Here is a 23597-nt window from a genome sequence, read left to right as displayed (position 1 = left end):
GGCACGGTCCCTATCTGCTGCCCCTGTTGCAAATTTGCACAATAATGCTGTGCAACATCGACAAGGGGCTGGCATGGATTGGGATCATTTGCGCTTTTTCTGGGCCTTGGTGCAGGCCGGCACCCTGGTGGGCGCGGCCAAGGCGCTGGGCGTGGAGCACACCACAGTCTCGCGCCGCATCCAGGCTTTGGAAAAGCAGCTCGGCGCCACCTTGTTCACCCGCGAGGGCAGTGGCTACAAGCTGACCGATGCCGGCCGCCAGTTGCAGCCGCGCGCCGAGGCCATGGACCAGATTGCGCGCGGCATTGCGCCGATTGCTGCGAGCCAAAGCGCCGAGACCCCCAGCGGCGTGGTGCGCATCGGCGTGACCGAAGGCTTTGGCACCCAGGTGCTGGCCAAGCACCTGGCCTTGCTGGCCCAGCGCTACCCCTTGCTGACCATTGACCTGCTGGCCGTGCCGCGCATGCTGCAGCTCTCGCGCCGCGAAGCCGATATCGTCATCTCGCTCGAGCGCCCGGTGCGCGATACCGTTGTCACCAGCCGCCTGACCGAGTACCGGCTGTACCTCTATGGCCAGCGCGAATATCTGGCGCGCCACCCGCTGATCACCTCGACCGAAGGCCTGGCCAGCCACCGCTTTGTGCACTATGTCGATGACCAGCTCTTCACCAAGGAGCTGCAGTTTCTCGACAGCCTGAGCGCGCCCCAGCGCTTTAGCTTTCGCAGCACCAGCATCCTGGCGCAGTACACCGCCGTGCGCACCGGCGCGGGGCTGGGCGTGCTGCCGGGCTTTCTGGCTGACAAGGACCCCTTGCTGCAGCGTGTGCTGCCCGAGCAGGCGCAGTTCACCCGCACCTTTTGGATGTCGATGCCGCCCGAGCTGCGCTCGGTGCCGGGCATCCAGGTGGTCTGGCGCTTTTTGCAGGCCACGGTTCAGGAGCAGCAGGACCTGTTGCTGTGCTGAGCGCTGGCGCATAAAAAAACCGGCTGCCAAGGCAGCCGGTTCGTCGCGGATCTGCGCAAGGCTTACATGTTGTTGGGCAGCGCGGTGACGATCTGGGGGAAGAACCAGAGAATCACCAGGGCCAGCACCATCAGCGCAAAGTAGGGTGCGCAGACACGGGCCAGGTAGGTGATCTGCTTGCCTGTCATGCCTTGCAGCACAAACAGGTTGAAGCCCACCGGCGGCGTGATCTGCGCGGTCTCCACGGTGATCACCAGGAAGATACCAAACCACAGCGGATCGATGCCCGCAGCCTGGATGATGGGCAGCACCACACCCATGGTCAGCACGATGGTGGAGATGCCATCGAGGAAGCAGCCAATCAGGATGTAGAAGATGCCCAGCACGATGATCAGCATCGCAGGCGACAGGTTGAGGCTGCCGACATACTCGGCCAGCTGGCGCGGCAGGCCGATATAGCCCATCGACAAGGTCATGAAGGCGGCACCGGCCAGGATCAGCGCGATCATGCAATACAGGCGCGTGGCACCAAACAGCGAGTCCTTGAAGTTCTTCCAGGTGAGCGCGCCTTGCGTCGCAGACAGCACCAGGGAGCCCAGCACGCCAATGGCAGCCGCTTCGGTGGCCGTTGCAATGCCCGTGTAGATGCTGGCAATCACCGAGGCGATCAGCAGCACCACAGGGATCAGGTGGCGCGACTCGTGCAGCTTCTGCTTGAAGCTCATGGAGCTGTCGGCCTTGGGGATCTTGTTGGGGTTGAGCAGGGCCCAGACGATGATCCAACCACTGAACAGCAGGGCCAGCATGATGCCGGGCAGCACGCCGGCCATGAAGAGCTTGGAGATCGACATCTCAGCGGCAACACCGTAGACGATCAGGATGATCGATGGCGGAATCAGCAGACCCAGGGTGGCAGGGCCGCCCAGCGAGCCGATGACCATGTTCTCGGGGTAACCGCGCTTCATCAGCTCGGGCACATTCATCTTGCCGACGGTCGCGCAGGTGGCGGCCGAGGAGCCAGACACCGCCGCAAATATCGTGCAGCCGATCACATTGGTGTGCAGCAGGCGGCCGGGCAGCAGGTTGACCCAGGGTGCGAGGCCCCGGAACATGCTCTCCGATAAGTTGGTGCGGTAGAGAATCTCACCCATCCAGACAAAGAGCGGCAGCGCCGTCAAGGTCCAGCTGCTGGCCGATCCCCAGATCGTCATCGCCATCGCATCCCCGGCGGCGCGGGCGGTAAAGAACTCCATGCCGAACCAGGCCACACCGGCCAGGGTCAGACCCACCCAGACGCCGCCGCCCAGCAAGATCAGTAGCACCACAATCAGCGCAATGCTGGCGGTAATTTCATTCATGGTGGGCGTCCTCCTTGGCCACAGGTTTGCGTTTGCCCGTCAGCTCCAGCACCAGCTCGTCGCAAAAGGCGATAAAAAACACCAGGGTGCCCAGTGCCATGAAAATTTGGGGAATCCACAGCGGCGTCGCATCGATGCCCACGGAGATATCGTCGATCTCCCAGGATTGCCAGACCAGGCGTGCGGCGTAGAACGCCAAAAAGCCCGACAGGATGGTTGCGATGCCCAGGGCAATCACTTCCATGGTCTTCAAGGCGCCACCTTTGAGCGCGCCCAGCAGCAGGGTCACGCGGATGTGTTCCCCTTTTTTGAGGGTGCTGGCCAGGGCCATAAAGCCCGCTCCCGCCATCGCGTAGCCGGCATAGGCATCCGTGCCGGGGGCACTGAAGCCGATCAGGCGGCTGACCACGGTGAGCAGCACCATCACGAGGATGCCGATCATCGACAGCCCCGCCAGCCAGGCAGAGGCGTCATACAGTCCATTGAGTAGCTTGCGCATGCTTGTCATTCAAAGCAGTAAAGGTTGCTGACTGCACAGCCCAGCCGGGGCGGGTGGCCCCGGGCGGACTGCACAGAGGAGACCGTGGCTTACTTGGACGCCTGGTAGGCGTCCAAAATGGCCTTGCCTTCGGCGCCGGCCTTGTCGGTCCATTCCTTGATCACGGTCTCGCCCACCTTGGCCAGGTCAGCCTTGAGCTGGGCCGAGGGCAGCTCGATGCTCATGCCGCCTTGCTTCAAGGTCGCCAGCGACTTGGCATCGACTTCCTTCGATTCCTTCCAGCCGCGCTCTTCGGCTGCGGCCGCCGCCTTGAGCACCGCTTCCTGCTCAGCCTTGCCCAGCGCGTTGAAGGCCTTCTTGCTCACGGTCACGGCGTTCTTGGGAATCCAGGCCTGCACGTTGTAGTAGTACTTCAGGTTTTCAAACAGCTTGTTGTCGGCGCCGGTGGCCGACGAGGTGATCAGGCCATCGACCACACCGGTGGCCAGCGCCTGGGACAGCTCGGCCTCTTGCACGGTGGCCGGTTGCGCGCCAATCAGCTCGCCAATGCGGGCGGTGGTGGGCGAGTAGACGCGCCACTTCATGCCCTTGAGGTCCGCTGCCGAGTTGATGGGTTTCTTGGTGTAGATGCCCTGCGGTGGCCAGGCCACCGAATACAGCAGCACCTGGCCTTGCTTGTCCAGCAGCTTTTGCAGCGCCGGCTTTTGGGCCTGGTAAAGCTTGAACGCTTCGTCGTAGTTGTTCACCAGGAAAGGCAGGCCGTCAACACCGAAGATCTGCGACTCGTTCTGGAAGCTCACCAGAAAGAACTCGCCCATCTGGGCATTACCCGTTTGCACGGCGCGCTTGATTTCGGGCATTTTGAACAGCGATGCACCAAAGTGGGGCGTGATCTTGAGTTTGCCGCTGGTCGCTGCGTCTACGTCCTTGACGAACTGCTCATTGTTTTTGGAGTGGAAGTTAAATGGCGCATACGCGGTGGCGAAATCCCATTTGGTTTGGGCAGCGGCTGCGGTGGCAAATCCGATGCTGGCAACCAGGGTGGCGGTGGCACAAAAAACTCGACGCTTCATGACGGCTCCTTCTAGAGACAAATAGGGCGCAGCGGATGCTGCCCGGGATGAATACGATCAACAGCCACAGCAGCGCCGGAAACAACTGCTATGCTGGTGAATTGTTTGCCAAAATTAACAGTTATTGCAAAGTAGCGCTATACGGGGTTTCAACAATAATTAATTTTTGTAGGTTTCAAAATTTCTTTTGTGGGATGTGGTATTAAAAATTGTTCAACGATTTTTGATTTTGAGCGAACACGTCCATGCATTTTGCCGTCGTAGATTCCTAGGGTTAATACTAGGTTTCTGCAAGCCTGCGCAGTTTGGCCCCTAGGCAGAAGTAGCAGCAGAAGTACCGGCAGAAGTAGCATCAGAAGTGCCTTAAGACCGCCTTAGGGCCCCCAGGATGCCTGCAAAAAAGTGTGCGCAAAAAAGCCACCACGGCGGCTGGGGCGCGGTGGTGGCGGGAGCAGGGCAGCGGGGCGCTGGGTGCGCGCTCAGCCTTTGTTGGCGCTGTCCGTGGTGGGCTTATCGGCGGGGCTCTCGCTAGTGGTTGCCACCGCTGCAGCGCCGGTGTTGCCTGGCTTGGGCGCTTGCCAGCCGATGAATTGGGGGTAGATCGCAGCGACGCCGGCGCCATTGAAATCCCAGCCCTTGCACTGCCCCAGGTGGCGGGGGGGCTGGTCTGATTGGGGGCGGGCAAAGGCCTGGTTCACGCTCTGAAAAGCGGCGGTTGCCATGTTGAACAACAGCTCGCGCATATGGGTGCAGCCCTCGATGTTTCCCAGGTTGGCCTCGATGGCCTTGCGCCAGCCCCGGGCCATGCAGCAGCCCACCATTTTTTGCATGGCAGGCAGGGCCAGCGGGCATTCGCCCAGTGGGTGCGCATCCATCGCGACTTCGATGGCAACAACTGTAAGTGTTGTATCAATGGTACAGCGAATCCACATATGGTGAATGGGCTCTCCGGCTTTGCGCTTGCGCTCGCCCGACAGCACCAGGTCATAGGCTTTGGTGTCCACCAGCTCACCTTCAACATCCCAGAGCCCATCCTCGCGCTCGAAGCTGCGGTAGCGCACATCGCGCAAATGTTTGGGGACGCGGTTGGGGACGGGAGACAAAGGCATGGAAGAGGGTGTCGCGGTGGGATTGTTTTTGTGGATGACCCGGCTTGGTGCAGGCCAGCGCTTGCTCGGCGGCGCTGCCATGCCCCCAGTGCTGATCACTATGGGGCTGTTGCTGCGGGCTGTCTGTGCAGCAGGTGACAGCGGGAGGCTGTCCGCTGCATGCAGCCCTCCATTGTAAAAACAATCGCGCCGCCGCTGCAGAGCAGGGGCGGCGCGGGGCGCAGGGGGGCGGGGCCCGCCCCAAGGTGCGGATCAACCGTGGCGGATCGCAACGGTCTTCAAAGTCGTAAAGCCATACAGCGCCTCAAAACCCTTTTCGCGGCCATGGCCGCTGGCCTTGGTGCCGCCAAAGGGCAGCTCCACGCCGCCGCCGGCGCCATAGTTGTTGATAAAGACCTGGCCGCTGCGCAGGCGCTTGGCCACACGGAACTGGCGGCCGCCATCGCGCGTCCAGACGCCGGCCACCAGGCCGAACTGGGTGGCATTGGCCATCTTGATGGCTTCTTCTTCGCTGTCGAAAGCCATGGCGCTCAGCACTGGGCCAAAGATCTCTTCCTGGGCCAGGCGGTGGTCCACGGGCACATCGCGCAGCAAGGTGGGGGCCTGGTAGTAGCCGCCTTCGGGCGCCTCGTCGGCGATCTGGCCTTGGGCGACGATGGAGATGCCGTCGTTGTGCGCATCGCTCAGAAAATCCCAGACGCGTTGCTGCTGGGTCTGGCGGATCAGCGGGCCCAGGTCCAGGTCCAGGCTGGCCGGGCCCACGCGCAGCGCTTCGAAGGCGCTGCCCAGGCGAGCGAGCAGGGTTTCGTAGATGCTGCGCTCGACCAGCAGGCGCGAGCCCGCCGAGCAGGTCTGGCCGGAGTTCTGGATGATGGCGTTGATGATGGTCGGGATGGCGGCATCCAGATCGGCATCGGCGAACACGATCTGCGGGCTCTTGCCGCCCAGCTCCAAGGTACAGGGGCAGTGGCGCTCGGCAGCCGCCTGCTCGATCAAAGTGCCGATGCGGGGGCTGCCGGTAAAGCTGATGTGGTCCACATCGGGGTTGCGGGCCAGTGCATCGCCCACTTCATGGCCAAAGCCGGTGACGATATTGATCGCGCCGGCAGGAAAGCCCACGTCAGCGGCCAGTTGCGCCACGCGGATGAGGCTCAGGCACGCATCTTCAGAAGGCTTGACCACGCAGACATTGCCCGCTGCCAGCGCTGCGCCCACGCAGCGGCCAAAAATCTGCATCGGGTAGTTCCAGGGCACGATGTGGCCGGTCACGCCATGGGGCTCGCGCCAGGTCAGCACGCTGAAATCATGGGGGTAGGGAATGGTCTCGCCGTGGAGCTTGTCGGCAGCGCCCGCATAGAACTCGAAATAGCGGCCCAGGGCCAGTGCATCGGCCTTGGCCTGCTTGGTGGGCTTGCCGCAGTCGCGCTGCTCGATGGCGGCGAGTTCGTCGGCGTGCTCGAGCACCTTGGCCGACAGGCGCATCATCAGGCGGCTGCGCTCGGCCGGGCTGGTCTTGCGCCAGACGTTCTCATAGCACAGGCGCGCGGCTTGCACCGCATGGTCCACGTCTTCGGCGTTGCCGCGCTGGATCTCATCAAAGGGTTGGCCGTCCGAGGGGTCAATGACGGGGATGGTCTTGCCCGACAGCGAGGGCACAGAGGCGTTGGCGATGTAATGCAATTGCATGGCGTTGTTCCGTTCTGGGTGCAATAGGCGGCGGAGTCTGCCAGGCGGCAGGCTCGAAACGGCCCCCACAATAGCGCAGGAATGGGGCTGCGCCTACCGGGATGAGCCCGCGGTTGTCACGGGTTTGACCACCGCATTTGACGATGCGGTTGGCATTTTTTGGGCAATGGCTGGCCAATGCACCTAAAATCACGGGGTTTTGCCGCTGGCGGGCCGCTTTTTGCGCGCTGTCGGCCCTCCATTCAATTGACCTCATAGGAATCGCATGTCCTTCGAAAAACTGACCCCTGGCTCCAAGGCCCCTGATGTCTTCAATGTTGTGATCGAAATCTCGGCCAACTCCGCTCCTGTGAAGTACGAAGTGGACAAGGATTCGGGCTGCGTGTTCGTGGACCGCTTCCTGGGTACCGCCATGCACTACCCGGTGAACTACGGCTATGTGCCCCAGACCCTGTCGGGTGACGGCGACCCCGTGGACGTGCTGGTGATGACGCCTTTTCCCCTGCCTACCGGCGTGGTGGTGCCTTGCCGCGCGATCGGCATCCTGCACATGGAAGACGAGTCCGGTGTGGACGGCAAGGTGCTGGCGGTGCCCACCCAAAAGCTGCTGCCTGCCTACGACAAGATTAACCACCTGAGCGACATCCACGACCTGGTGCTCCAGCAGATCTCGCACTTCTTTGAACACTACAAGGACCTGGAAAAGGGCAAGTGGGTCAAGGTGCTGGGCTGGAAGGGCGTGGACGAAGCCCACAAGGAAATCGTGGACGGCATCGCCAACTACAACAAGTAAGAAGACGCCACTTGCCGGGGCCCTGCGGCCCTGGGCAGGCAACGCTGACGAAAGCCGGTTTTTCACCGGCTTTTTGCTTTTGGGCGACGCGCCAGGCGCTAAGCTGGCGGGCATATAAAAGCGAAGGAGCGAGCAAGTGGCCGATACTGTCGATTGCGTGGTGATTGGTGCGGGGGTGGTGGGGCTGGCTGTCGCCCGCGAGCTGGCCTTGGCCGGGCGTGAGGTGCTGGTGCTGGAGGCGCAGGACGCCATTGGCACCGGCACCAGCTCGCGCAACAGCGAGGTGATCCATGCGGGCATCTACTATGCCCAGGGCTCGCGCAAGGCGCGCTGGTGTGTGGAGGGCAAGGCCCTGCTGTATGCCTACTGCCAGGAGCGCGGCATTGACCACCAGCGCTGCGGCAAGCTGATTGTGGCCACGTCGGAGGCGCAACGCGCCAAGCTGCAGGACATTGCCCGCCATGCGGCCGCCAACGGTGTCGATGACCTGGTGCTGCTCAGCCGCGAGGAGGCCAGGGCCATGGAGCCTGCGCTGGAATGCGTGGCCGCGCTGCATTCTCCCAGCACCGGCATTGTCGACAGCCACGGGCTGATGCTGAGCCTGCAGGGCGATCTGGAAAACGCCGGCGGCATGGTCGTGTTCAACAGCCCGCTGGCCGCTGCCTGCTGCGAAGAGGGCGGCATCCTGCTGCGCACCGAAGACGGCACCGAGCTGCAGGCCAGGACCGTGGTCAATGCCGCAGGCCTGTGGGCGCCCGATCTGGCGCGCAAGTTCGAAGGCGCTGACTTGTCGCAGCTGCCCAGGGCCCACTATGCCAAGGGCAACTATTTCACCTTAAGCGGCCGCGCGCCATTCAAGCAGCTGATCTACCCGGTTCCCGAAGTGGGTGGCCTGGGTGTGCACCTGACCCTGGACCTGGGCGGCCAGGCCAAGTTTGGCCCGGATGTGCAGTGGGTGGACAGCGCCGTTGACCTGGTGGTCGACCCGGCACGCGGCGATGCCTTTTATGCCGCCGTGCGCCGCTACTGGCCCGGCCTGCAGGATGGCGCGCTGGCGGCCGGTTACGCCGGTATCCGGCCCAAGATCAGCGGCCCGGGAGAGCCCGATGCCGACTTTGTGCTGCAAGGCCCTGAGGTGCATGGCGCGCCGGGCCTGTTCCACCTGCTGGGCATCGAATCGCCCGGGCTGACCAGCTGCCTGGCCATTGCCCAGGCGGTGAACGAAGCGGTGGCCCAGGAAGCGGCTTGACCGCCGTCAAGGAGGCAGGTGCGCAGGACCTGCGATGCGCACCTAAATGCGACAAAAGCCACAGTTTGACGGCGATAGTCGGAATCTTCTGACAGGCAGGGCTGCATATCGGAGCCCGTGGCTGTCGCTTTCTCCGTTAACATGTAACGGAGCTTGCGCCCTGCAGCAGCCGGCCCTGGCTGCGCATGGTGGATGCGGAACTTTCCTGTAGCCTGACCAAGAAAAGGATGATGAACATGCGTAAATCCAATTTGCTGAGCGATACCGTTGAGAATGCCCAGGCTGATCTGGAAAAACTGGTGAGCGATCTGCGCGGCGTGCTGTCGAGCAAGGACCTGGACGGCGTGCCCGACATCAAGCAACTGCGCCAACGCCTGGAAGACAGCGCGGGTGATGCCCGTGAAGGCGCTGTGCGCGCGGCACAAGAAGCCGCCCGCCAGGCCAAGGAAGCTGCGCTGGCAGCTGACCGCTATGCCCATGACGAGCCCTGGCGCGTCGCCGGTGCAGCGCTGGCCGTCGGCGCGCTGATCGGTTTTATCTTCTCGCGCCGCTGAGCTGAGCCCGAAGCCAGCGTGGGCACCATGGCCGCGCTGGCAAGGCCCGCCGGGCCGACACCAAGAACAAGGGGCACCCAGGTGCCCCATATGCACGAGGAGAGTCCATGAACTGGTTGTCTGTGCTGGGCGTCGATGACATGCTGGCGCGCTTTCGCGCCTTGCTGTCGGAAAGCGCCATAGCGGCTGAAGACCGAATGGATCTGCTGGCCATTGAATGGCAGGAGCAGAAAAAGAACCTGATCTGGCTGGTCCTGATGGGTTTGGTGGTTGCGGGTCTGACCATTGTGGCCCTGACGGTGCTCTCGGGCGCCATCATCATTTCTTTCTGGGATACGCCTAACCGCATGCTGGCCACCTGGCTGGTAGCCGGTGTCTGGCTGGTGCTGTGGCTGGGCGTGCTGGCCTTCCTGTACCTGACCACGAAGAAGGCCGCCAACCCCTTCCAGCTGACCAAGACCGTGCTGCGCCAGGACTGGCAAGCGGTCAAGGGCCGTCTCAAGTAATGCAAGGGACCCAAGCGATGATCAACCCCAGCAAAGACGCGGAGCTGCAACTGCTGCAGGCCACAGACCCTGAGGCCCGGGAAGTGCTGCTGCGCATCCAGAACCAGCGCGAGCGCCTCGATGGCCGCCGCCTGGCGCGTGAACAAGCCTTGGCGCTGCGCCGCGATGCCACCGGCGGCCAACACCACCCCATGGCCTATGGCACCCTGGCCGAGCGCCTGATCAGCTTTGGCCGCGAGCATCCGCTGGTCTGCGCTGGCCTGGTGGGCGCCGGCCTGCTGCTGGGGCCGCGCAAGCTCATTCGCATGGCCACCATTGCGATGCCCATTGTGATGAAGCTGCGCCGCAACCACTGAGCAGCGCCACCTCCCTAAATACCGCCATGCCGCCCTGCATGGCGGTTTTTTTTGTGCCGCATCGCGCTACGCGTATTCCCGAAGATAGGGACTGCCCGCTTGCTGCCAGCAATCTCGTGGCGAAAAATGGCTTTCAAGCGCCGCTGATCTGGGTAGAATGCGCGGCGCGCTGTGTATATACGCATTGCGTGATGCACTTGTCTTGTGCGTGTGTCTACCGCTGCAAGCGCTGCCGCTTGCCTGCCAGCCACACGTTGCTGCTCTCAATGCAGGAGCGGTCACAAGCGGGTGCAGCACGTTGGCGCAAGACACGGTACAGAACTTGCTTCTCTCGCCCGCCCACTTGGATGGCAAGTGGATCTCACCCCTAAGGAGTTTCTTGATGACTACACGGCGTCGTATTGTTCAAACCTGCCTGGCTGCACTGCCCCTCGCGCTGGCTGGCCTGTCGGCTGCCCCGGCCTGGGCGCAGACCAAGGTGAAGGTCGCGGCGGTCTACACCGTGCCGTACGAGCAGCAATGGGTCAGCCGCATCCATGAGGCACTGAAGGCCGCCGAGGCGCGGGGCGAGATCGAGTACAAGTCCAGCGAAAACGTGGCCAATGCCGACTATGAGCGCGTGATGCGCGAGTACGCCACCGGCGGCGCGCAGCTGATGTTTGGTGAGGTGTTTGGCGTGGAAGCGGCGGCGCGCAAGGTTGCCAAGGACTTTCCCAAGACCGCCTTTGTGATGGGCTCGTCGGGCAAGATCCAGGCGCCCAACTTCAGCGTGTTCGACAACTACATCCAGGAGCCCGCCTACCTGTCGGGCATGGTCGCTGGCGGCATGAGCAAGACCAACAAGATCGGCATGGTCGGCGGCTTCCCCATCCCCGAAGTCAACCGCCTGATGCACGCCTTCATGGCGGGCGCCAAGGAAACCAATCCCAAGGTGGAGTTCACCGTCAGCTTCATCAACAGCTGGTTTGATCCACCCAAGGCCAAGGAAGCGACCTTTGCGATGATCGACAAGGGCGCCGATGTGCTCTACGCCGAGCGTTTTGGCGTGAGCGATGCGGCCAAGGAAAAAGGCAAGCTGGCGATTGGCAATGTGATCAACACCCAGGCGCAGTACCCCGACACCGTGGTGGCCTCGGCGCTGTGGCACATGGAGCCGAGCGTCGAGCGCGCGATCAAGGCGGTCAAGGACGGCAGCTACAAGGCCGAGGACTACGGCCCGTACTCGATGATGAAGTACAAGGGCTCGTCGCTGGCACCGTTTGGTACCTTCGAGAAAAAGCTGCCGGCGGACCTGATCGCCAAGGTGCAGGCCAAGCAGGCCGACATCCTGTCGGGCAAGTTCGTCGTGAAGGTCGACGACTCGCAACCCAAGTCCACGGCCAAGTAAGCCGGGCCTGGATTGCCTAGGCGCTGGGCTCTGGCAGCTCGGCGCCACCAACTTCCAGCTCCGGCCCATGCCGGAGCTGTTTTTGTGCCAGCTGCCAGGCCCGTCGCCTGCCCAGCGAACCCAGCGGCCCTTTGCCCATGTCTCCTCCAAGTTCCTCTCCTGTCGTGCTCCAGCTGCACGGCATCACCAAACGCTTTGGCCCGCTGGTGGCCAATGACGGCATTTCGCTGACCCTGCACCGGGGCGAGATCGTGGCCTTGCTGGGCGAGAACGGCGCGGGCAAATCCACCTTGATGTCGATCCTGTTTGGCCACTATGTGGCCGATGCGGGGCGCATTGATGTGATGGGCCAGGCGCTGCCGCCGGGCCAGCCGCGCGCCTCGCTGGCTGCGGGCATCGGCATGGTGCACCAGCACTTTGCGCTGGCCGACAACCTGAGCGTGCTGGACAACATCATGGTGGGCAGCGAATCGCTGCTGCGCCTCAAGTCAGCCAAGCGCCAGGCCCGCGCCAAGCTGGTCGAAGTCGCACGCCAGTTTGGCCTGGTGGTCGATCCTGATGCACGGGTGGGCAGCCTGTCGGTGGGTGAGCGCCAACGGGTGGAAATCCTCAAGGCGCTGTACCGGGGCGCCAAGATCTTGATTCTGGACGAGCCCACCGCCGTGCTGACCCCGCAGGAGAGCGAGGCGCTGTTTGCGACCCTGTCCCAGATGGTGGCCCAAGGCCTGTCGATCATCTTCATCAGCCACAAGCTGGGCGAAGTGCTGCGCGTGGCCGACCGCGTGGCCGTGCTGCGCCACGGCAAGCTGGTGGCCGAGGCGCCAACCGCCGGCACCACCCAGGCGCAGCTGGCGCAGTGGATGGTGGGCGAGGCCGTGAGTCTGCCCGAGCGCCAACCTGCCGCCAAGGTGGGCAATGAGGTCTGCAGCCTGCGCAATGTGCACACTACGGCATCGGCCACATCCACCGCGCGCGATCGCCTGGTCGATGTGTCGCTGGTGCTGAGGGCCGGGGAGATGGTGGCAATTGCCGGTGTTTCGGGCAACGGCCAGGTGGCCTTGGCCGATATGCTCTGCGGCATGCGCCGCCCGGGCCAGGGCAGCGTGCAGTACCTGGGCGCGCCGATGCCGGCGTCAGCCGTGGCCTTGGTCGCCCAGGGCGTGGCGCGCATCCCGGAAGACCGCCATGGCACCGGCGTGGTCGGTGATTTGCCGGTGTGGGAAAACGCGGTGTCCGAGCGGCTGCGCAGCCCCTGGTTCTCACGCTGGGGCTGGGTGCGCCGTGCGCAGGCTCGCAGCCAGGCCCAGCATGTGTCGAAGCAGTTCGATGTGCGTGGCGGCGGTCTCGATGCGCCGGCCCGTTCGCTGTCGGGCGGCAATATGCAAAAACTGATTCTGGGCCGGGCGCTGCTGGCACCCCAAGGTGCCGAGGGCGTGGCGCCACGCCTGATTGTGGCGCACCAGCCCACCTGGGGCCTCGATATTGGCGCGGTGCGCTTTGTGCACCAGCAACTGCTGGCCGCACGCGATGCCGGCGCTGCAGTGCTGCTGATCTCGGACGACCTGGACGAGGTGCTGGCACTGGGTGACCGCATCGGCGTGATGCACGAGGGGCATCTGTCCCCCGTGCTGCCTTTTGCGGACTGGAGCCGCGAGACCATCGGTCTGGCCATGGCCGGATCTCCTATGACAGCGCCTGTGGGCCAGGGCTGAGAGACTGCAATGCGTATAGAAAAAAGAGCAACCCCCTCGAAGCTGGCCATGGTGGCTGCGCCCCTGGGTGCGGTGGTGTTTACCTTGGCCATCAGCGGCTTGCTGGTGCTGTGGGCAGGCGCGCCCGTTGGTGCCACCTATGTGGCGCTGTTCAAAGGCGCCTTTGGCTCGCTGTTTGCGCTGTCCGAAACCTTGACGCGCGCCGTGCCGCTGATCCTGACCGGTCTGGCCGCTGCGGTGGCTTTCCGGGCGCGGCTGTTCAACATCGGCGCCGAAGGCCAGCTCTATGCCGGCGCGGTGGCGGCCGTGGCGGTGGGCGGCATGCATGGGGGTACCGGCTTTGAGCTGCCCATCTATCTGCTGTTTCCGCTGATGCTGCTGGCCGCCGCACTGGCTGGCGCGGCCTTGCTGCTGGGCCCGGCCTTGATGAAGACCAAGCTGGGCGTGGACGAGGTGGTGACCACCTTGCTGCTGAACTTTGTCATGCTGCTGGCCGTGTCCTACCTGCTCGATGGCCCGATGAAAGACCCGATGGCGATGGGCTGGCCGCAGAGCGTGGCGCTGCAGGGCGAGCTGGAGCTGGGCAAGCTGATTGCGCAGACCCGTTTGCACAACGGCTTGCTGATGGCGGTGGGCCTGGCGGTCGCGTTGTGGCTGCTGCTGCAGCGGGCCGTGCCGGGCTTTGACATCCGCGCAGCCGGCGCCAACCCCCGCGCAGCGGCCTTTGCCGGCGTGCCGGTGACCCGCACCGTCGTGCTGGTGGCGCTGCTGTCGGGCGGGCTCGCGGGCCTGGCCGGCGCCATCGAGGTGGCGGGCCGCACCAGCTACCTGACCCTAGACATGTCGCCCGGCTATGGTTACAGCGGCATCGTGATTGCGATGCTGGCCGGCCTGCACCCGCTGGGTGTCGTGGCCTCGGCCGTGTTTGTGGCCGGCATGCTGGTGGGAGCCGACAGCATGAGCCGCGCCGTCGGCGTGCCCAATGCGATTGCCGATGTGATCGTGGCCGCCTCGCTCTTGTCGGTGCTGGTGGCCAGCCTGATGACCCAATACCGCCTGCGCAGAAAGTGAGCGCTGTGATGTTGAAACCCCAAAAACAGACGGCAGCGCGAGGTGCAGCATGAGCGATGTGATGGATATTTTGGCCAATGCCTCCTTCTGGGTGGCCGTGCTGCGTACAGCCACGCCGCTGCTGCTGGGCACGCTGGGGGTGCTGCTGTGCGAGCGCGCCGGCGTGCTGAACCTGGGCATCGAGGGCATCATGGTGGCCGGTGCCTTTACCGGCTGGCTGACCGTGTATGCCGGCCACGGCCTGTGGACGGGCGTGCTGGTGGCCGCGCTCACCGGCGCGGTGCTGGGCAGCCTGCATGCCTGGCTGACGGTGGGTCTGGCGCTGTCGCAGCACGTATCGGGCCTGGGCATCACGATGCTGGCGACGGCCTTGTCGTACTACGGTTACCGCGTGAGCTTTCCCAAGGTGAACAAGCCGCCCACGATCACGCCGTTTGAGGCCATGGACTGGCTGCCGATTCCGATTCTGGGCGACCAGACCGCCTTGACCTTGCTGGCTTTGCTGCTGGTGCCGCTCTTGGCCTGGGTGCTGTTTCGCACGCCGCTGGGTTTGGCGGTGCGCATGGTGGGCGAGAACCCGCAGGCCGCAGAAGGCCAGGGTGTGGCCGTGATGGCGGTGCGCAGCGGTGCGATCATTGCGGGCTCGGCGCTGATGGGGGTGGCCGGTGCCTTTTTGACCCTGTCGGCCTTCAATGCCTTTTTCTTCAACATGGTTAACGGCCGGGGCTGGATCTGCGTGGCGCTGGTGGTGTTTGCCTCCTGGCGGCCGGGCAAGGCTTTGCTGGGCGCGCTGCTGTTTGCGTTCTTCGACGCACTGCAGCTGCGCCTGCAGCAGTCGGGCGATGGCCTCGTGCCTTACCAGTTCTATCTGATGCTGCCGTACCTGCTGTCGATCCTGGCGCTGGTGCTGGTGGCCCGCAAAGCTGCCTATCCGCAGGCGCTGATGAAACCCTACCGCAAAGGCGAGCGCTGAGCCGCGCTTCGCGCCCCTCGATGCAGACCCTGGTCTGCCTACAAGGATAAAAAATGCTTGATTTATTGATTCGCAATGCCAGCTTGCCCGATGGCCGCAAGAACATGTCGGTCGCTGTGCAGGACGGCAAGATCGCCGAGGTGAGCGAGGGCCTGCAGCCGCCCGCTGCCGAGGTGGTGGACGCCCAGGGCCTGCTGCTGAGCCCACCCTTTGTGGACCCGCATTTCCACATGGATGCCACCCTGAGCTATGGCATGCCGCGTGTGAACGAAAGCGGCACCTTGCTCGAAGGCATTGCGCTGTGGGGCGAGCTCAAACCCCAGCTGACGCATGAGGCGCTGGTCGAGCGTGCCTTGGCCTACTGCGACTGGGCGGTGGCGCGCGGCCTGCTGGCCATTCGCAGCCATGTGGACACCAGCGACCCGAGCCTGCTGCCGGTCGAAGCCATGCTCGATGTGCAAAAGCGCGTGGCGCCCTATATCGACCTGCAGCTGGTGGCCTTTCCGCAAGACGGCGTGCTGCGCACACCGGGCGGGCTGGACAACCTCAAGCGCGCGCTCGACCTGGGCGTCGATGTCGTCGGCGGCATTCCGCACTTTGAGCGCACCATGGCCGATGGGGCAGAGAGCGTGCGCATTCTCTGCGAGCTGGCCGCCGAGCGCGGTAAGTTGGTGGACATGCACTGCGACGAGTCGGACGACCCGATGTCGCGCCATGTGGAAACCCTGGCCTACCACACGCAGCGCCTGGGCCTGCAGGGCCGCGTGACTGGCTCGCACCTGACCTCCATGCACAGCATGGACAACTACTACGTCAGCAAGCTGATGGCCTTGATGGCGGAGGCGCAGCTGGGCGTTGTCAGCAATCCCTTGATCAATATCACGATCCAGGGCCGCCATGACACTTACCCCAAGCGCCGTGGCATGACGCGCGTGCCCGAGCTGATGGCCGCGGGCCTCACGGTTGCCTTTGGCCATGACTGCGTGATGGACCCCTGGTACAGCCTGGGATCGGGCGATGCGCTGGAGGTGGCCAGCATGGGCCTGCATGTGGCGCAGATGACGAGCCGTGCCGGCATGCAGCAATGCTTTGATGCGATCACCTGCAACCCCGCACGCCTCTTGGGCCTGCAAGGCTATGGGATTGAAAAGGGCGCCCATGCCGACTTTGTGCTGCTGCATGCCAAGGACCCGGTGGAGGCCTTGCGCCTCAAAGCCACGCGCCTGGGCGTATGGCGCCGTGGCCAGCGCATTGCCAGCACGCCGGCACCGGTAGCGACCTTGAATGTGCCAGGACGCCCTGGCAGCACCACGCTGCTGAGCGCGCGTTAAGCGGCGCCTTTCAGCGCGGCTGCAAGCGCGGCTGCAAGCGCTTGCGGATCGGCTCGAACTCCGGTGTCGCGCTGCGCTTGACCGGGTCGGGCAGGCCTTTTTCCATCGCATCCCAGTAGCGCCAGTCCACCTTGGCCTGGCCCAGTTCGTAGTCCATGGCGTCCCAGGCATCTTCGCGAAAGCTGTAGAAGGCCCAGTGGTAGCGCTTGTCCTCGGTATAAGACAGAACATCGTCCAGGTACTGGCTGCAGCTGCCGAGCATGCGCACACAGCCAAACTCGCCCATGACGATTTGCTCCGGCGCAATCGCCAAGGAGCGCGCCCAGCTGTTGACGGCACCCAGGTACTGGGCCACGCGCTGCTGGTTCCAGGGCTGGGTCTTGCCGGCAAACGGCACCTCGCCCGGGTAGCGGTAGGGCTGCTTGCGCTTCATGTTGGGGGTGCTGGTGGCCTGGTAGGGTTCGTACATGTGAAAGCTGTAGAGCACCCGTTTGTCAGCCAGCGCTTCGGGCCAGTAAGCGAAGGCATCGGCCGCACCATACCAGCCGGAATCGACCATGATGGGCGTGTCCGGGTCGACGGCCCGGATCTGGGCAATCAGGTACTGGTAGAACGCGGGCAGGTCGCGCGACCCGCCTTTCGCCTTCGCATACCAGGCCTGCATCGCCTGGGCGCTGGCATGCTCGGGCATGCCGCCTTGTTTTTCGGGCGCGGGCTCGTTGATCAGGTTATAGGCCGCTATGCCGGGCGTGTCCTTCAAGGCGCGGGCGAGGTCCTGCCAAAACTGGCCGGCGGTCTTCCAGTGCGCCCGGTCCTGCCAGATGCGGTCATCAAACTGCCCCTGGTTGTTTTGCGACCAGCGTGACAGCGGCAGGGACAGCGGCGCAATCACCACTTTGAGCCCCGCCGCATGGGCCTTGGCTACCGATGCCTGGAGCGTGGCAAGGTCCGATGCCACCAGCTGCTGGTAGTCGTCCGCATTGCCCATCAAAAAATCGCGCTGCGCAGGCTTCCATTTGTCATACGACAGCCGTACCCAGCTGGCGCCGTAGCCGCGCAGCGCTTCGTAATAGTGGGCATCCGGCGGCAAGCGGTTAAAGCTGTTGCCGCCCCGTTGTGTGGTGGTCCAGAAGGCCGCCAGGTCGGCCGCTTCGGCTGCTTGCACGGATGCGGACAGCGCCATCGCGACGGCCAGGCTGGGTACAGAGATCTTGAACATCGAAGCAGGGCGTTGAAGGCCGGTGACGGGGGATGCGGCAGATGCTATCACTGGTAATGCTTTGATTGATTTCTGTTTGCAACGGGCTTGGGCGCTATTTCTGGCCGCTTTCCGAGGCATATCGCCGGGCCCAGCCCTTGCGCTTGCTCACACAATGGCTTGGCGATCTCGTTGGTGTTGGAGAAAGCCGGAGACCCGGGTGGCGCTTCTGCTTTTTAGGGATGACCAGGCAGGCTTGGCACCGCTTCCTGGCTGCCACCCTCAGTCAGCAGCCATTGCCGCAGCTGCGCAAAGGCGGGAGACTGCATGCGATCGGGCCGGTAGCACAGGTAGTGGCCATGCTCGACGGCGGTGGCTCCTTCGAATGGCGTGACCAGCACGCCTTCTGCCAGTTCGTCTTCGACCAGGATGAGGGGAACAAAGGCGATGCCCAGACCACAGCGCGCTGCCTGAATCAAGGCCGAGTACTGCGCAAACCGAGGGCCCGCAATCAGCAACTGGTGGGTGATGCCATGGGCAGCGGCCCATTGCGACCAGGCGCCCTGGGCTTCTTCATGGTGCAGCAAGGTATGGGCCAGCACATCGGCGGGGTCCTGGATCTTGTGCAGGCCCTGCATCAGCGCGCTGGAAGCGATAACCACGAATTCGCGCCCGGCGATGTATTCGTTGACCACACCGGCGTAGTCGGCTGGGTTGTAGCGGATGGCGGCATCGACATGGGCCGGCAGGTTCTCCAGCGGCGCCAGATGGCGGCTGAAGCTCAAGGTGGCGCGGGGGTGGGCCTGGCGAAAGCGCGGCAGGCGGGGAATGAGCCAGCGGGTGAAAAAGGTCGGCACGCAGCTGAGGGTCAGCACATTCGTGTCCGCGCCGGCGCGGACCTCGTAGGTGGCGGTCTCCAGGCTGCGCAGGCTGCCCGTGATCTTGAGCCAGTAGCTGCGGCCCACGGGCGTGAGCTCTACACCGCGCCCCAGCTTTTGCAGCAGGGCCGTGGCCAGAAAGCCCTCCAGCGAGGCAATCTGCTTGCTCACGGCGCTGGTGGTCACGCACAGCGAGGAGGCGGCCAGGGTCAGGCTGGAATGGCGGGCCACGGCGTCGAGCGCGAGCAGCTCCTGGATGGTGGGGCAGTCCCGTTTCATAGTCTCAGTCAGTGGTTTTGTTGATGAAAAGTAGCCAGAACACTTTCCATTAATTCAATGATGGTGCCGCATTGTCACAGCAATGCAATACCAATATAAGGCCCGATCGCTACACTAACGTGTCTGAAAAGGAAAGTATTAATTTTTTACTGGGAGACAAGATGGTTCGTGGCATTGCCATCGTCTATGGCCTGTATCTGCTGCTGCCGATGGCATTGTTGGCCGTGGGCAGCTTTGGGCAGAACTGGACCAATAGCTTGCTGCCTTCGGGTTTCACCGGGCAGTGGTACATGGATTTGTGGAGCGACCCGTCGTTCCGCAAGGGCTTCATCTCCAGCCTAGTGGTAGCGCTGTCCACCTGCGCGATCAACGCGGTGCTGGCGCTGCCGCTGGCTTATTCCCTGGACCAGGGCGCAACGCGTGGCCGCGCTTTCGCAGCCCGCATCGTGAGCGCCATGCCGGTGGCGGTGCCCGCCATCACGCTGGGGTTTGGCTACATGATTGTCTTCAACACCGACACCTTGCCCTGGCTGGGCAGCACACCGCTGCTGATTGCCGCGCATGTGATTGCAACCCTGCCTTATCTCACCAATACCTTGCTGACCGATCTGCGCCACCTTGGCATCGAGCGGCTGGAGCAGGCGGCCGCCACCTTGGGCGCGGGCGAATGGCAGCGCTTTAGCGGCATCGTGCTGCCCAGCCTGCGCCAGAGCATGCTGTCCGGGCTGGTGATGGTGGCGGCGCTGTCGATCGGGGAGTTCAACCTCTCCAACCTGCTGGTCGGTTTCCAGAACCGCACCTATCCCGTCGTGCTGCTGCAGGCCTTCTATGGCGCAACCGGCTTTGCCTGCGCTGCTACGGTGATCCTGCTGCTGCTGGCCAGCCTGGCAGCGCTTCTGTCTTCTTCTCTTTTGCGTAAATCCCCATGAGCCTGACTTTCCAGAACGTCAGTTACCGCTACCCCGGCAGCCAGCAAGGGCTGCATGAGGTGTCCTTTGATATTGGCCAGGGCGAGCTGGTGGCGGTGATCGGCCCCAGCGGCTCGGGCAAGTCCACCTTGCTCAAGCTGGTTGCTGGGCTGGAGACCGGCTACCAGGGCCGCATCGCACTGGCGGGCCAGGACATGGCGGGCACGCCGGTGCACCAGCGCGGCATTGGCATGGTGTTCCAGAGCTATGCGCTGTTTCCGCACCTGTCGGTGCGGGACAACGTGGCCTACGGGCTGGCGCTGCGCAAGATGCCAGCCGCACAGCGCCATGCCCGGGCGGCAGAGCTCTTGGAGGTGGTGGGACTGTCGGATTTTGCGCAGCGCGGTGTGCAGCAGCTCTCCGGCGGGCAGCAGCAGCGGGTGGCGCTGGCGCGCGCGCTGGCCATCGACCCGCGTGCGCTGCTGCTGGACGAGCCGCTGTCCGCGCTGGATGCCAGCGTGCGGGGCCATCTGCGCGACCAGATCCGTGCACTGCAGCAGCAGTTTGGTGCCACCACCTTGCTGGTCACCCACGACCAGGAAGAGGCGCTGGCCATGGCCGACCGGGTGGCGGTGCTCAAGGAAGGGCGGCTGCTGCAGATCGCCACGCCCAAGGAAATCTACGACATGCCGAACTGCCGCGCCGTGGCGGAGTTCGTGGGGCTCTCCACCATTTTGGAAGGGCAGGTGGCCGCCAGCGGCCGCGTGGACTTTGGTTTTGCCGAGCTGTCCGTGCCCACCGGCAGCCATCGCCCCGGGCAGAAGGTGCAGGCGCTGATCCGCCCCGAGCATATTGAGCCAGACCCGCAGCCTGGGCAGACCAATACCTTGCAGGGGCGTCCAGGCGCCTGCCGTTATCTGGGATCGCTTACGCGCTATGACTTTGCGGTGGCAGGTGCGCCGCGCGCCTTCCTGGCCGAAGGCCGGCAGCCGGCAGGCCAGGCCATTGCCATCGCGCCCGAGCACATCCGCTTGCTGGATGCCTGAGCACCTCACATCCGTTCAACACCCCACCGACACCGTACTTTTTCAACGAAGGAAAACCGCTATGCAACGCCGACATCTCATCCAAGCCGCTGCTGCCTTGCCTTTGGCAGCCCTGGTCCAGCGCACATCCTGGGCGCAAGAGGGCGCGGAGCTCTATGCCGGAGAAAAAGAGCTCTACGAGCTGGCCAAAAAAGAAGGTTTTTGCGTCTCCTTCGACACCGGGCCGGAATGGGCCAACTGGAAGGCCTTGTTTGCCGAGTTCAAGAAGCGCTACCCCGATGTCGAGCTGAGCTACAACGACCTGGGATCGGCAGCTACCGTGGTCGCGCTGGAGAAGATGCGCCGCCGCCCCCAGGCAGACACCGCGTACTACTTCGCGGCCTCGGCCGTCGATGCCGCGAAGAAGGATGTGGTCGCGCCTTTCAAGCCCATCCACTTCGACAAGTTGCCCGAGGTGTTCCGTGAGGCAGAAGGGCGCTGGTTCACCATCCACACCTTGAACATCGCCTTCCTGGTGAACAAGAAGCTGGTCAAGAATGTGCCCACCGGCTGGGCCGATCTGCTCAAGCCCGAGTACAAGAACAGCGTGACCTACCTGGATCCCCGCAGTGCCGGCGTGGGCCAGGTGCTGACCTTGGCCGCAGCCTACGGCAACGGTGGCAGCGTAGACAATGTCAAGCCCGGCACGGACTACCTGGGCAAGCTGCATGCCGCAGGCAACGTGCAGCGCGTGGAGGGCACCACCCCCTATGCCAAGTTCATCAAGGGTGAGATCCCCATCTGGATCGGCTACGAGAATGACGGCCTCAAGGCCAAGCATAGCGATGGCATGGGCGAGGCCTGCGAGGTCGTCATCCCCAAGGAAGCCAGCGTGGCAGCGCCGTACGCCATCAGCCTTGTCAAGGGTGGCCCCAACCCGAACGCCGGCAAGCTGTGGCTGAACTTCATCATGAGCGAGGCCGGCCAGCAGCTCTTTGCCAAGGGCTTCGTGCGGCCTGCCGTTCCAGGCGTCAAGCTGCCCGACGATGTGGCTAGCAAGCTGCCTGCGGCAGCGCAGATCCGTCCGCTCGATGTCATCAAGGCCTCGGCCAAGAAGGCCGAGATCGACCAGCTCTGGGCGCAGGCCACGCTGGGTCGCTCATGAGCGGTTGGATCCGCCGTTTTGGCGCCTGGCCTGCCTGGTGCTTTATGGCGCTGTTCTTTGTGTTGCCCCTGGCATCGTTGGTGCCCGAGGCCATGGCGGACGGCGGCAGCGCCTTTGCCCGCTTGTGGGGCAACCCGCTGCTGGGCCGGGCCGTGCTGAACACCTTGGTGCTGGGCCTGACCGCTGGTGCAGTCTCTGGCTTGGTGGGCACGGTGATCGCCATTGAGCTGGGGCGCCAACCGCTGCAGCGCCGGCGCTGGATGATGACCTTGCTGGGGCTGCCGCTGGCCTTCTCGGGCCTGGTGATCGCCTATGGCTTCATCCTGGCCTTTGGGCGCTCGGGCTTTGTCACACAGCTGCTGGTGGCGCTGGGCTTTGACGGCGCCGCTGTGGGCAGCTGGATCTATGGCACGGTCGGCCTGGGCTGCGCCTATGCCTACTACCTGGTGCCCCGCGTGGCGCTGTCGCTCTACCCGGTGTTTGCCAACCTCGATCTGCGGCCCATGCTGGCGGCGCGCACCTTGGGCGCCACGCGATGGCGCGCGTTCCGCGACACGGTGGTGGCCGAGGTGGCGCCATCGGTGGCGTCCAACGCCTGCCTGGTGGCTGCCATTGCGATGGGCACCTACGGCACGGCGCTGGCGTTGGTGGGGACGCAGCTCAACATTCTTCCGCTGATGCTGTTTGCACAGGTCAGCGATGGCGGATCGGACCTGAGCGTCGCATCTGCCTTGTCATTGCTTTTGATGGCGCTGTGCGTCATCGTCATGGGATTGGGAGACGCGATTGCACGCCAACGTGAACAACATGCCGCAGGATCACATTGATGCCCTGGGCTTGCCGCCCGGGCTGACCGAGGCGCTGCGGCGGCTGGCCCAGCACCAAGCCGGCCCGGCGCGCCACCGTCGGCCGGTAGGGGTCATCGGCCCGGGTGATGCCGATGGCCAGGTCTACGCCGATGCACGCCGGATCGCCCGTGCGCTGGCCGCTGCCGGCATGGCTATCGTGTGCGGTGGGCGCGGTGGTGTGATGGCTGCGGCCTCACAAGGCGCCACCGAAGTAGGCGGCGTCGCCATCGGCATCCTGCCCGAGGAGGACGAGCGCCATGCGAATCCCTATCTCAGCGTGGCCTTGCCCACCGGGATCGGTGAAATGCGCAACGCCTTGATTGCGCGCAGCGCCCTGTGCCTGGTCGCCGTGGGCTACAACATGGGAACGCTCTCCGAGATGGCCCTGGGGCTGAAGTGGGGGCGCCCGGTCTTCGTGCTGCACGGTGAGCTGTCCTTGCCCGGCGCGGTGGAGGTGGCGGATGTGCAGCAGATGCTGGGCTGCGTCGTGGACTGCCTTTTGGGTGATGCTGCGTGTGCCTGAATGCCGGCGATGCTGGCGGTGCGGGCGGTGCGGGCGGTGCGGGCGGTGCGGGCGGTGCGGGCGGTGCGGGAGATAGCGCCCCGCATGTTGGCCTGGTTCGTAAGGTATTAGCACGCCCCGCAGGGAAGAGGCGGAAGCTGCAGTTCACGCAA

23 protein-coding genes are annotated in these 23597 nt (G+C 64.1%); 16 read left to right on the top strand and 7 right to left on the bottom strand.

Going from position 1 to position 23597, the window contains the following annotated elements; genetic code table 11:
• Positions 1–73: 73 nt before the first annotated feature.
• Positions 74–964, top strand: a complete 891-nt coding sequence (locus WH303_RS23590) for a LysR family transcriptional regulator (protein ID WP_021025105.1) — start codon at positions 74–76, stop codon at positions 962–964.
• A 62-nt stretch (positions 965–1026) separates the two neighbouring features.
• On the opposite strand, the gene WH303_RS23585 is transcribed toward WH303_RS23590, so the two are convergent.
• The 5 genes from WH303_RS23585 to WH303_RS23565 form a co-directional block, all read right to left on the bottom strand.
• Complete coding sequence (locus WH303_RS23585; protein WP_027010466.1) at positions 1027–2322, bottom strand: TRAP transporter large permease; 1296 nt, start codon at positions 2320–2322, stop codon at positions 1027–1029.
• Positions 2315–2821, bottom strand: a complete 507-nt coding sequence (locus WH303_RS23580) for a TRAP transporter small permease (protein WP_021025103.1) — start codon at positions 2819–2821, stop codon at positions 2315–2317. Before WH303_RS23580 ends, WH303_RS23585 begins: the two co-directional genes overlap by 8 nt.
• 89 nt (positions 2822–2910) lie before the next feature.
• Positions 2911–3894 (bottom strand): TRAP transporter substrate-binding protein, encoded by a 984-nt coding sequence (locus WH303_RS23575; protein WP_021025102.1) that lies wholly within the window; start codon positions 3892–3894, stop codon positions 2911–2913.
• Positions 3895–4373: 479 nt separating this feature from the next.
• Positions 4374–5003, bottom strand: a complete 630-nt coding sequence (locus WH303_RS23570) for a DUF2889 domain-containing protein (protein ID WP_339521299.1) — start codon at positions 5001–5003, stop codon at positions 4374–4376.
• A gap of 252 nt (positions 5004–5255) precedes the next feature.
• A complete protein-coding gene (locus WH303_RS23565; protein WP_339521298.1) occupies positions 5256–6689 on the bottom strand; it encodes an aldehyde dehydrogenase family protein in 1434 nt (477 codons plus the stop codon).
• 265 nt (positions 6690–6954) lie between these two features.
• Here WH303_RS23565 and ppa point away from each other — a divergent pair, with 265 nt between their 5' ends.
• From ppa to WH303_RS23515, 10 genes are all read left to right on the top strand, one after another.
• Positions 6955–7482 carry an inorganic diphosphatase gene (gene ppa, locus WH303_RS23560; RefSeq protein ID WP_116927687.1) on the top strand — a complete coding sequence of 176 codons (528 nt, stop codon included), beginning with the start codon at positions 6955–6957 and terminating at the stop codon, positions 7480–7482.
• 136 nt (positions 7483–7618) lie between these two features.
• Positions 7619–8731: an NAD(P)/FAD-dependent oxidoreductase gene (locus WH303_RS23555; RefSeq protein WP_339521297.1), complete on the top strand. Its 1113-nt coding sequence runs from the start codon at positions 7619–7621 to the stop codon at positions 8729–8731.
• Between the two features lie 236 nt (positions 8732–8967).
• Entirely contained in the window at positions 8968–9285 is a 318-nt protein-coding gene (locus WH303_RS23550) for a DUF883 family protein (RefSeq protein WP_043338381.1), read from the top strand.
• A gap of 107 nt (positions 9286–9392) precedes the next feature.
• Entirely contained in the window at positions 9393–9791 is a 399-nt protein-coding gene (locus WH303_RS23545) for a phage holin family protein (RefSeq protein ID WP_021025096.1), read from the top strand.
• A 17-nt stretch (positions 9792–9808) separates the two neighbouring features.
• Positions 9809–10147, top strand: a complete 339-nt coding sequence (locus tag WH303_RS23540; protein ID WP_133248230.1) for a hypothetical protein — start codon at positions 9809–9811, stop codon at positions 10145–10147.
• 382 nt (positions 10148–10529) lie between these two features.
• A complete protein-coding gene (locus WH303_RS23535; RefSeq protein ID WP_021025094.1) occupies positions 10530–11534 on the top strand; it encodes a BMP family protein in 1005 nt (334 codons plus the stop codon).
• Positions 11535–11671: 137 nt separating this feature from the next.
• Positions 11672–13246 carry an ABC transporter ATP-binding protein gene (locus WH303_RS23530; RefSeq protein WP_339521296.1) on the top strand — a complete coding sequence of 525 codons (1575 nt, stop codon included), beginning with the start codon at positions 11672–11674 and terminating at the stop codon, positions 13244–13246.
• 9 nt (positions 13247–13255) lie between these two features.
• Entirely contained in the window at positions 13256–14317 is a 1062-nt protein-coding gene (locus tag WH303_RS23525; RefSeq protein ID WP_339521295.1) for an ABC transporter permease, read from the top strand.
• A gap of 49 nt (positions 14318–14366) precedes the next feature.
• Positions 14367–15290, top strand: coding sequence for an ABC transporter permease (locus tag WH303_RS23520; protein ID WP_339521294.1), 924 nt, complete (start codon positions 14367–14369; stop codon positions 15288–15290).
• A 53-nt stretch (positions 15291–15343) separates the two neighbouring features.
• Positions 15344–16621, top strand: a complete 1278-nt coding sequence (locus WH303_RS23515; RefSeq protein WP_339521293.1) for an amidohydrolase family protein — start codon at positions 15344–15346, stop codon at positions 16619–16621.
• A 10-nt stretch (positions 16622–16631) separates the two neighbouring features.
• On the opposite strand, the gene WH303_RS23510 is transcribed toward WH303_RS23515, so the two are convergent.
• The gene (locus WH303_RS23510) at positions 16632–17840 is read right to left on the bottom strand and encodes a glycoside hydrolase family 5 protein (protein ID WP_339521292.1); all 1209 of its coding nucleotides are present in this window, start codon (positions 17838–17840) and stop codon (positions 16632–16634) included.
• A 215-nt stretch (positions 17841–18055) separates the two neighbouring features.
• Positions 18056–18976 (bottom strand): LysR substrate-binding domain-containing protein, encoded by a 921-nt coding sequence (locus WH303_RS23505; protein ID WP_339521291.1) that lies wholly within the window; start codon positions 18974–18976, stop codon positions 18056–18058.
• Positions 18977–19137: 161 nt separating this feature from the next.
• Here WH303_RS23505 and WH303_RS23500 point away from each other — a divergent pair, with 161 nt between their 5' ends.
• The 5 genes from WH303_RS23500 (at position 19138) to WH303_RS23480 (ending at position 23445) form a co-directional block, all read left to right on the top strand.
• The gene (locus WH303_RS23500; RefSeq protein ID WP_339521290.1) at positions 19138–19905 is read left to right on the top strand and encodes an ABC transporter permease; all 768 of its coding nucleotides are present in this window, start codon (positions 19138–19140) and stop codon (positions 19903–19905) included.
• Positions 19902–20930: an ABC transporter ATP-binding protein gene (locus WH303_RS23495; RefSeq protein ID WP_339521289.1), complete on the top strand. Its 1029-nt coding sequence runs from the start codon at positions 19902–19904 to the stop codon at positions 20928–20930. The genes WH303_RS23500 and WH303_RS23495 overlap by 4 nt, the downstream gene beginning before the upstream one ends.
• Positions 20931–20991: 61 nt before the next feature.
• Positions 20992–22074: an extracellular solute-binding protein gene (locus WH303_RS23490; RefSeq protein WP_021025085.1), complete on the top strand. Its 1083-nt coding sequence runs from the start codon at positions 20992–20994 to the stop codon at positions 22072–22074.
• Positions 22071–22901, top strand: a complete 831-nt coding sequence (locus WH303_RS23485; protein WP_339521288.1) for an ABC transporter permease — start codon at positions 22071–22073, stop codon at positions 22899–22901. The genes WH303_RS23490 and WH303_RS23485 overlap by 4 nt, the downstream gene beginning before the upstream one ends.
• Entirely contained in the window at positions 22882–23445 is a 564-nt protein-coding gene (locus WH303_RS23480) for a TIGR00725 family protein (protein ID WP_339521287.1), read from the top strand. The genes WH303_RS23485 and WH303_RS23480 overlap by 20 nt, the downstream gene beginning before the upstream one ends.
• Positions 23446–23597 lie beyond the last annotated feature (152 nt).

It is taken from the genome of Comamonas sp. MYb69, assembly GCF_037479315.1.
GTDB lineage: Bacteria > Pseudomonadota > Gammaproteobacteria > Burkholderiales > Burkholderiaceae_C > Comamonas.
The sequence above is the reverse complement of the archived record's forward strand: the minus strand, read 5'-3'. Positions and strand labels throughout refer to the sequence as shown.

Bases quoted from the DNA above. Each gene is read 5' to 3' on its own strand.
- WH303_RS23575 (WP_021025102.1), bottom strand. From the start codon at position 3,894: ATGAAGCGTCGAGTTTTTTGTGCCACCGCCACCCTGGTTGCCAGCATC.
- WH303_RS23490 (WP_021025085.1), top strand. From the start codon at position 20,992: ATGCAACGCCGACATCTCATCCAAGCCGCTGCTGCCTTGCCTTTGGCA.
- WH303_RS23485 (WP_339521288.1), top strand. From the start codon at position 22,071: ATGAGCGGTTGGATCCGCCGTTTTGGCGCCTGGCCTGCCTGGTGCTTT.
- WH303_RS23590 (WP_021025105.1), top strand. From the start codon at position 74: ATGGATTGGGATCATTTGCGCTTTTTCTGGGCCTTGGTGCAGGCCGGC.
- WH303_RS23570 (WP_339521299.1), bottom strand. From the start codon at position 5,003: ATGCCTTTGTCTCCCGTCCCCAACCGCGTCCCCAAACATTTGCGCGAT.
- WH303_RS23515 (WP_339521293.1), top strand. From the start codon at position 15,344: ATGCTTGATTTATTGATTCGCAATGCCAGCTTGCCCGATGGCCGCAAG.
- ppa (WP_116927687.1), top strand. From the start codon at position 6,955: ATGTCCTTCGAAAAACTGACCCCTGGCTCCAAGGCCCCTGATGTCTTC.
- WH303_RS23505 (WP_339521291.1), bottom strand. From the start codon at position 18,976: ATGAAACGGGACTGCCCCACCATCCAGGAGCTGCTCGCGCTCGACGCC.
- WH303_RS23520 (WP_339521294.1), top strand. From the start codon at position 14,367: ATGAGCGATGTGATGGATATTTTGGCCAATGCCTCCTTCTGGGTGGCC.
- WH303_RS23545 (WP_021025096.1), top strand. From the start codon at position 9,393: ATGAACTGGTTGTCTGTGCTGGGCGTCGATGACATGCTGGCGCGCTTT.
- WH303_RS23540 (WP_133248230.1), top strand. From the start codon at position 9,809: ATGATCAACCCCAGCAAAGACGCGGAGCTGCAACTGCTGCAGGCCACA.
- WH303_RS23495 (WP_339521289.1), top strand. From the start codon at position 19,902: ATGAGCCTGACTTTCCAGAACGTCAGTTACCGCTACCCCGGCAGCCAG.
- WH303_RS23500 (WP_339521290.1), top strand. From the start codon at position 19,138: ATGGTTCGTGGCATTGCCATCGTCTATGGCCTGTATCTGCTGCTGCCG.
- WH303_RS23565 (WP_339521298.1), bottom strand. From the start codon at position 6,689: ATGCAATTGCATTACATCGCCAACGCCTCTGTGCCCTCGCTGTCGGGC.
- WH303_RS23510 (WP_339521292.1), bottom strand. From the start codon at position 17,840: ATGTTCAAGATCTCTGTACCCAGCCTGGCCGTCGCGATGGCGCTGTCC.
- WH303_RS23535 (WP_021025094.1), top strand. From the start codon at position 10,530: ATGACTACACGGCGTCGTATTGTTCAAACCTGCCTGGCTGCACTGCCC.
- WH303_RS23585 (WP_027010466.1), bottom strand. From the start codon at position 2,322: ATGAATGAAATTACCGCCAGCATTGCGCTGATTGTGGTGCTACTGATC.
- WH303_RS23550 (WP_043338381.1), top strand. From the start codon at position 8,968: ATGCGTAAATCCAATTTGCTGAGCGATACCGTTGAGAATGCCCAGGCT.
- WH303_RS23580 (WP_021025103.1), bottom strand. From the start codon at position 2,821: ATGCGCAAGCTACTCAATGGACTGTATGACGCCTCTGCCTGGCTGGCG.
- WH303_RS23530 (WP_339521296.1), top strand. From the start codon at position 11,672: ATGTCTCCTCCAAGTTCCTCTCCTGTCGTGCTCCAGCTGCACGGCATC.
- WH303_RS23525 (WP_339521295.1), top strand. From the start codon at position 13,256: ATGCGTATAGAAAAAAGAGCAACCCCCTCGAAGCTGGCCATGGTGGCT.
- WH303_RS23480 (WP_339521287.1), top strand. From the start codon at position 22,882: ATGCCGCAGGATCACATTGATGCCCTGGGCTTGCCGCCCGGGCTGACC.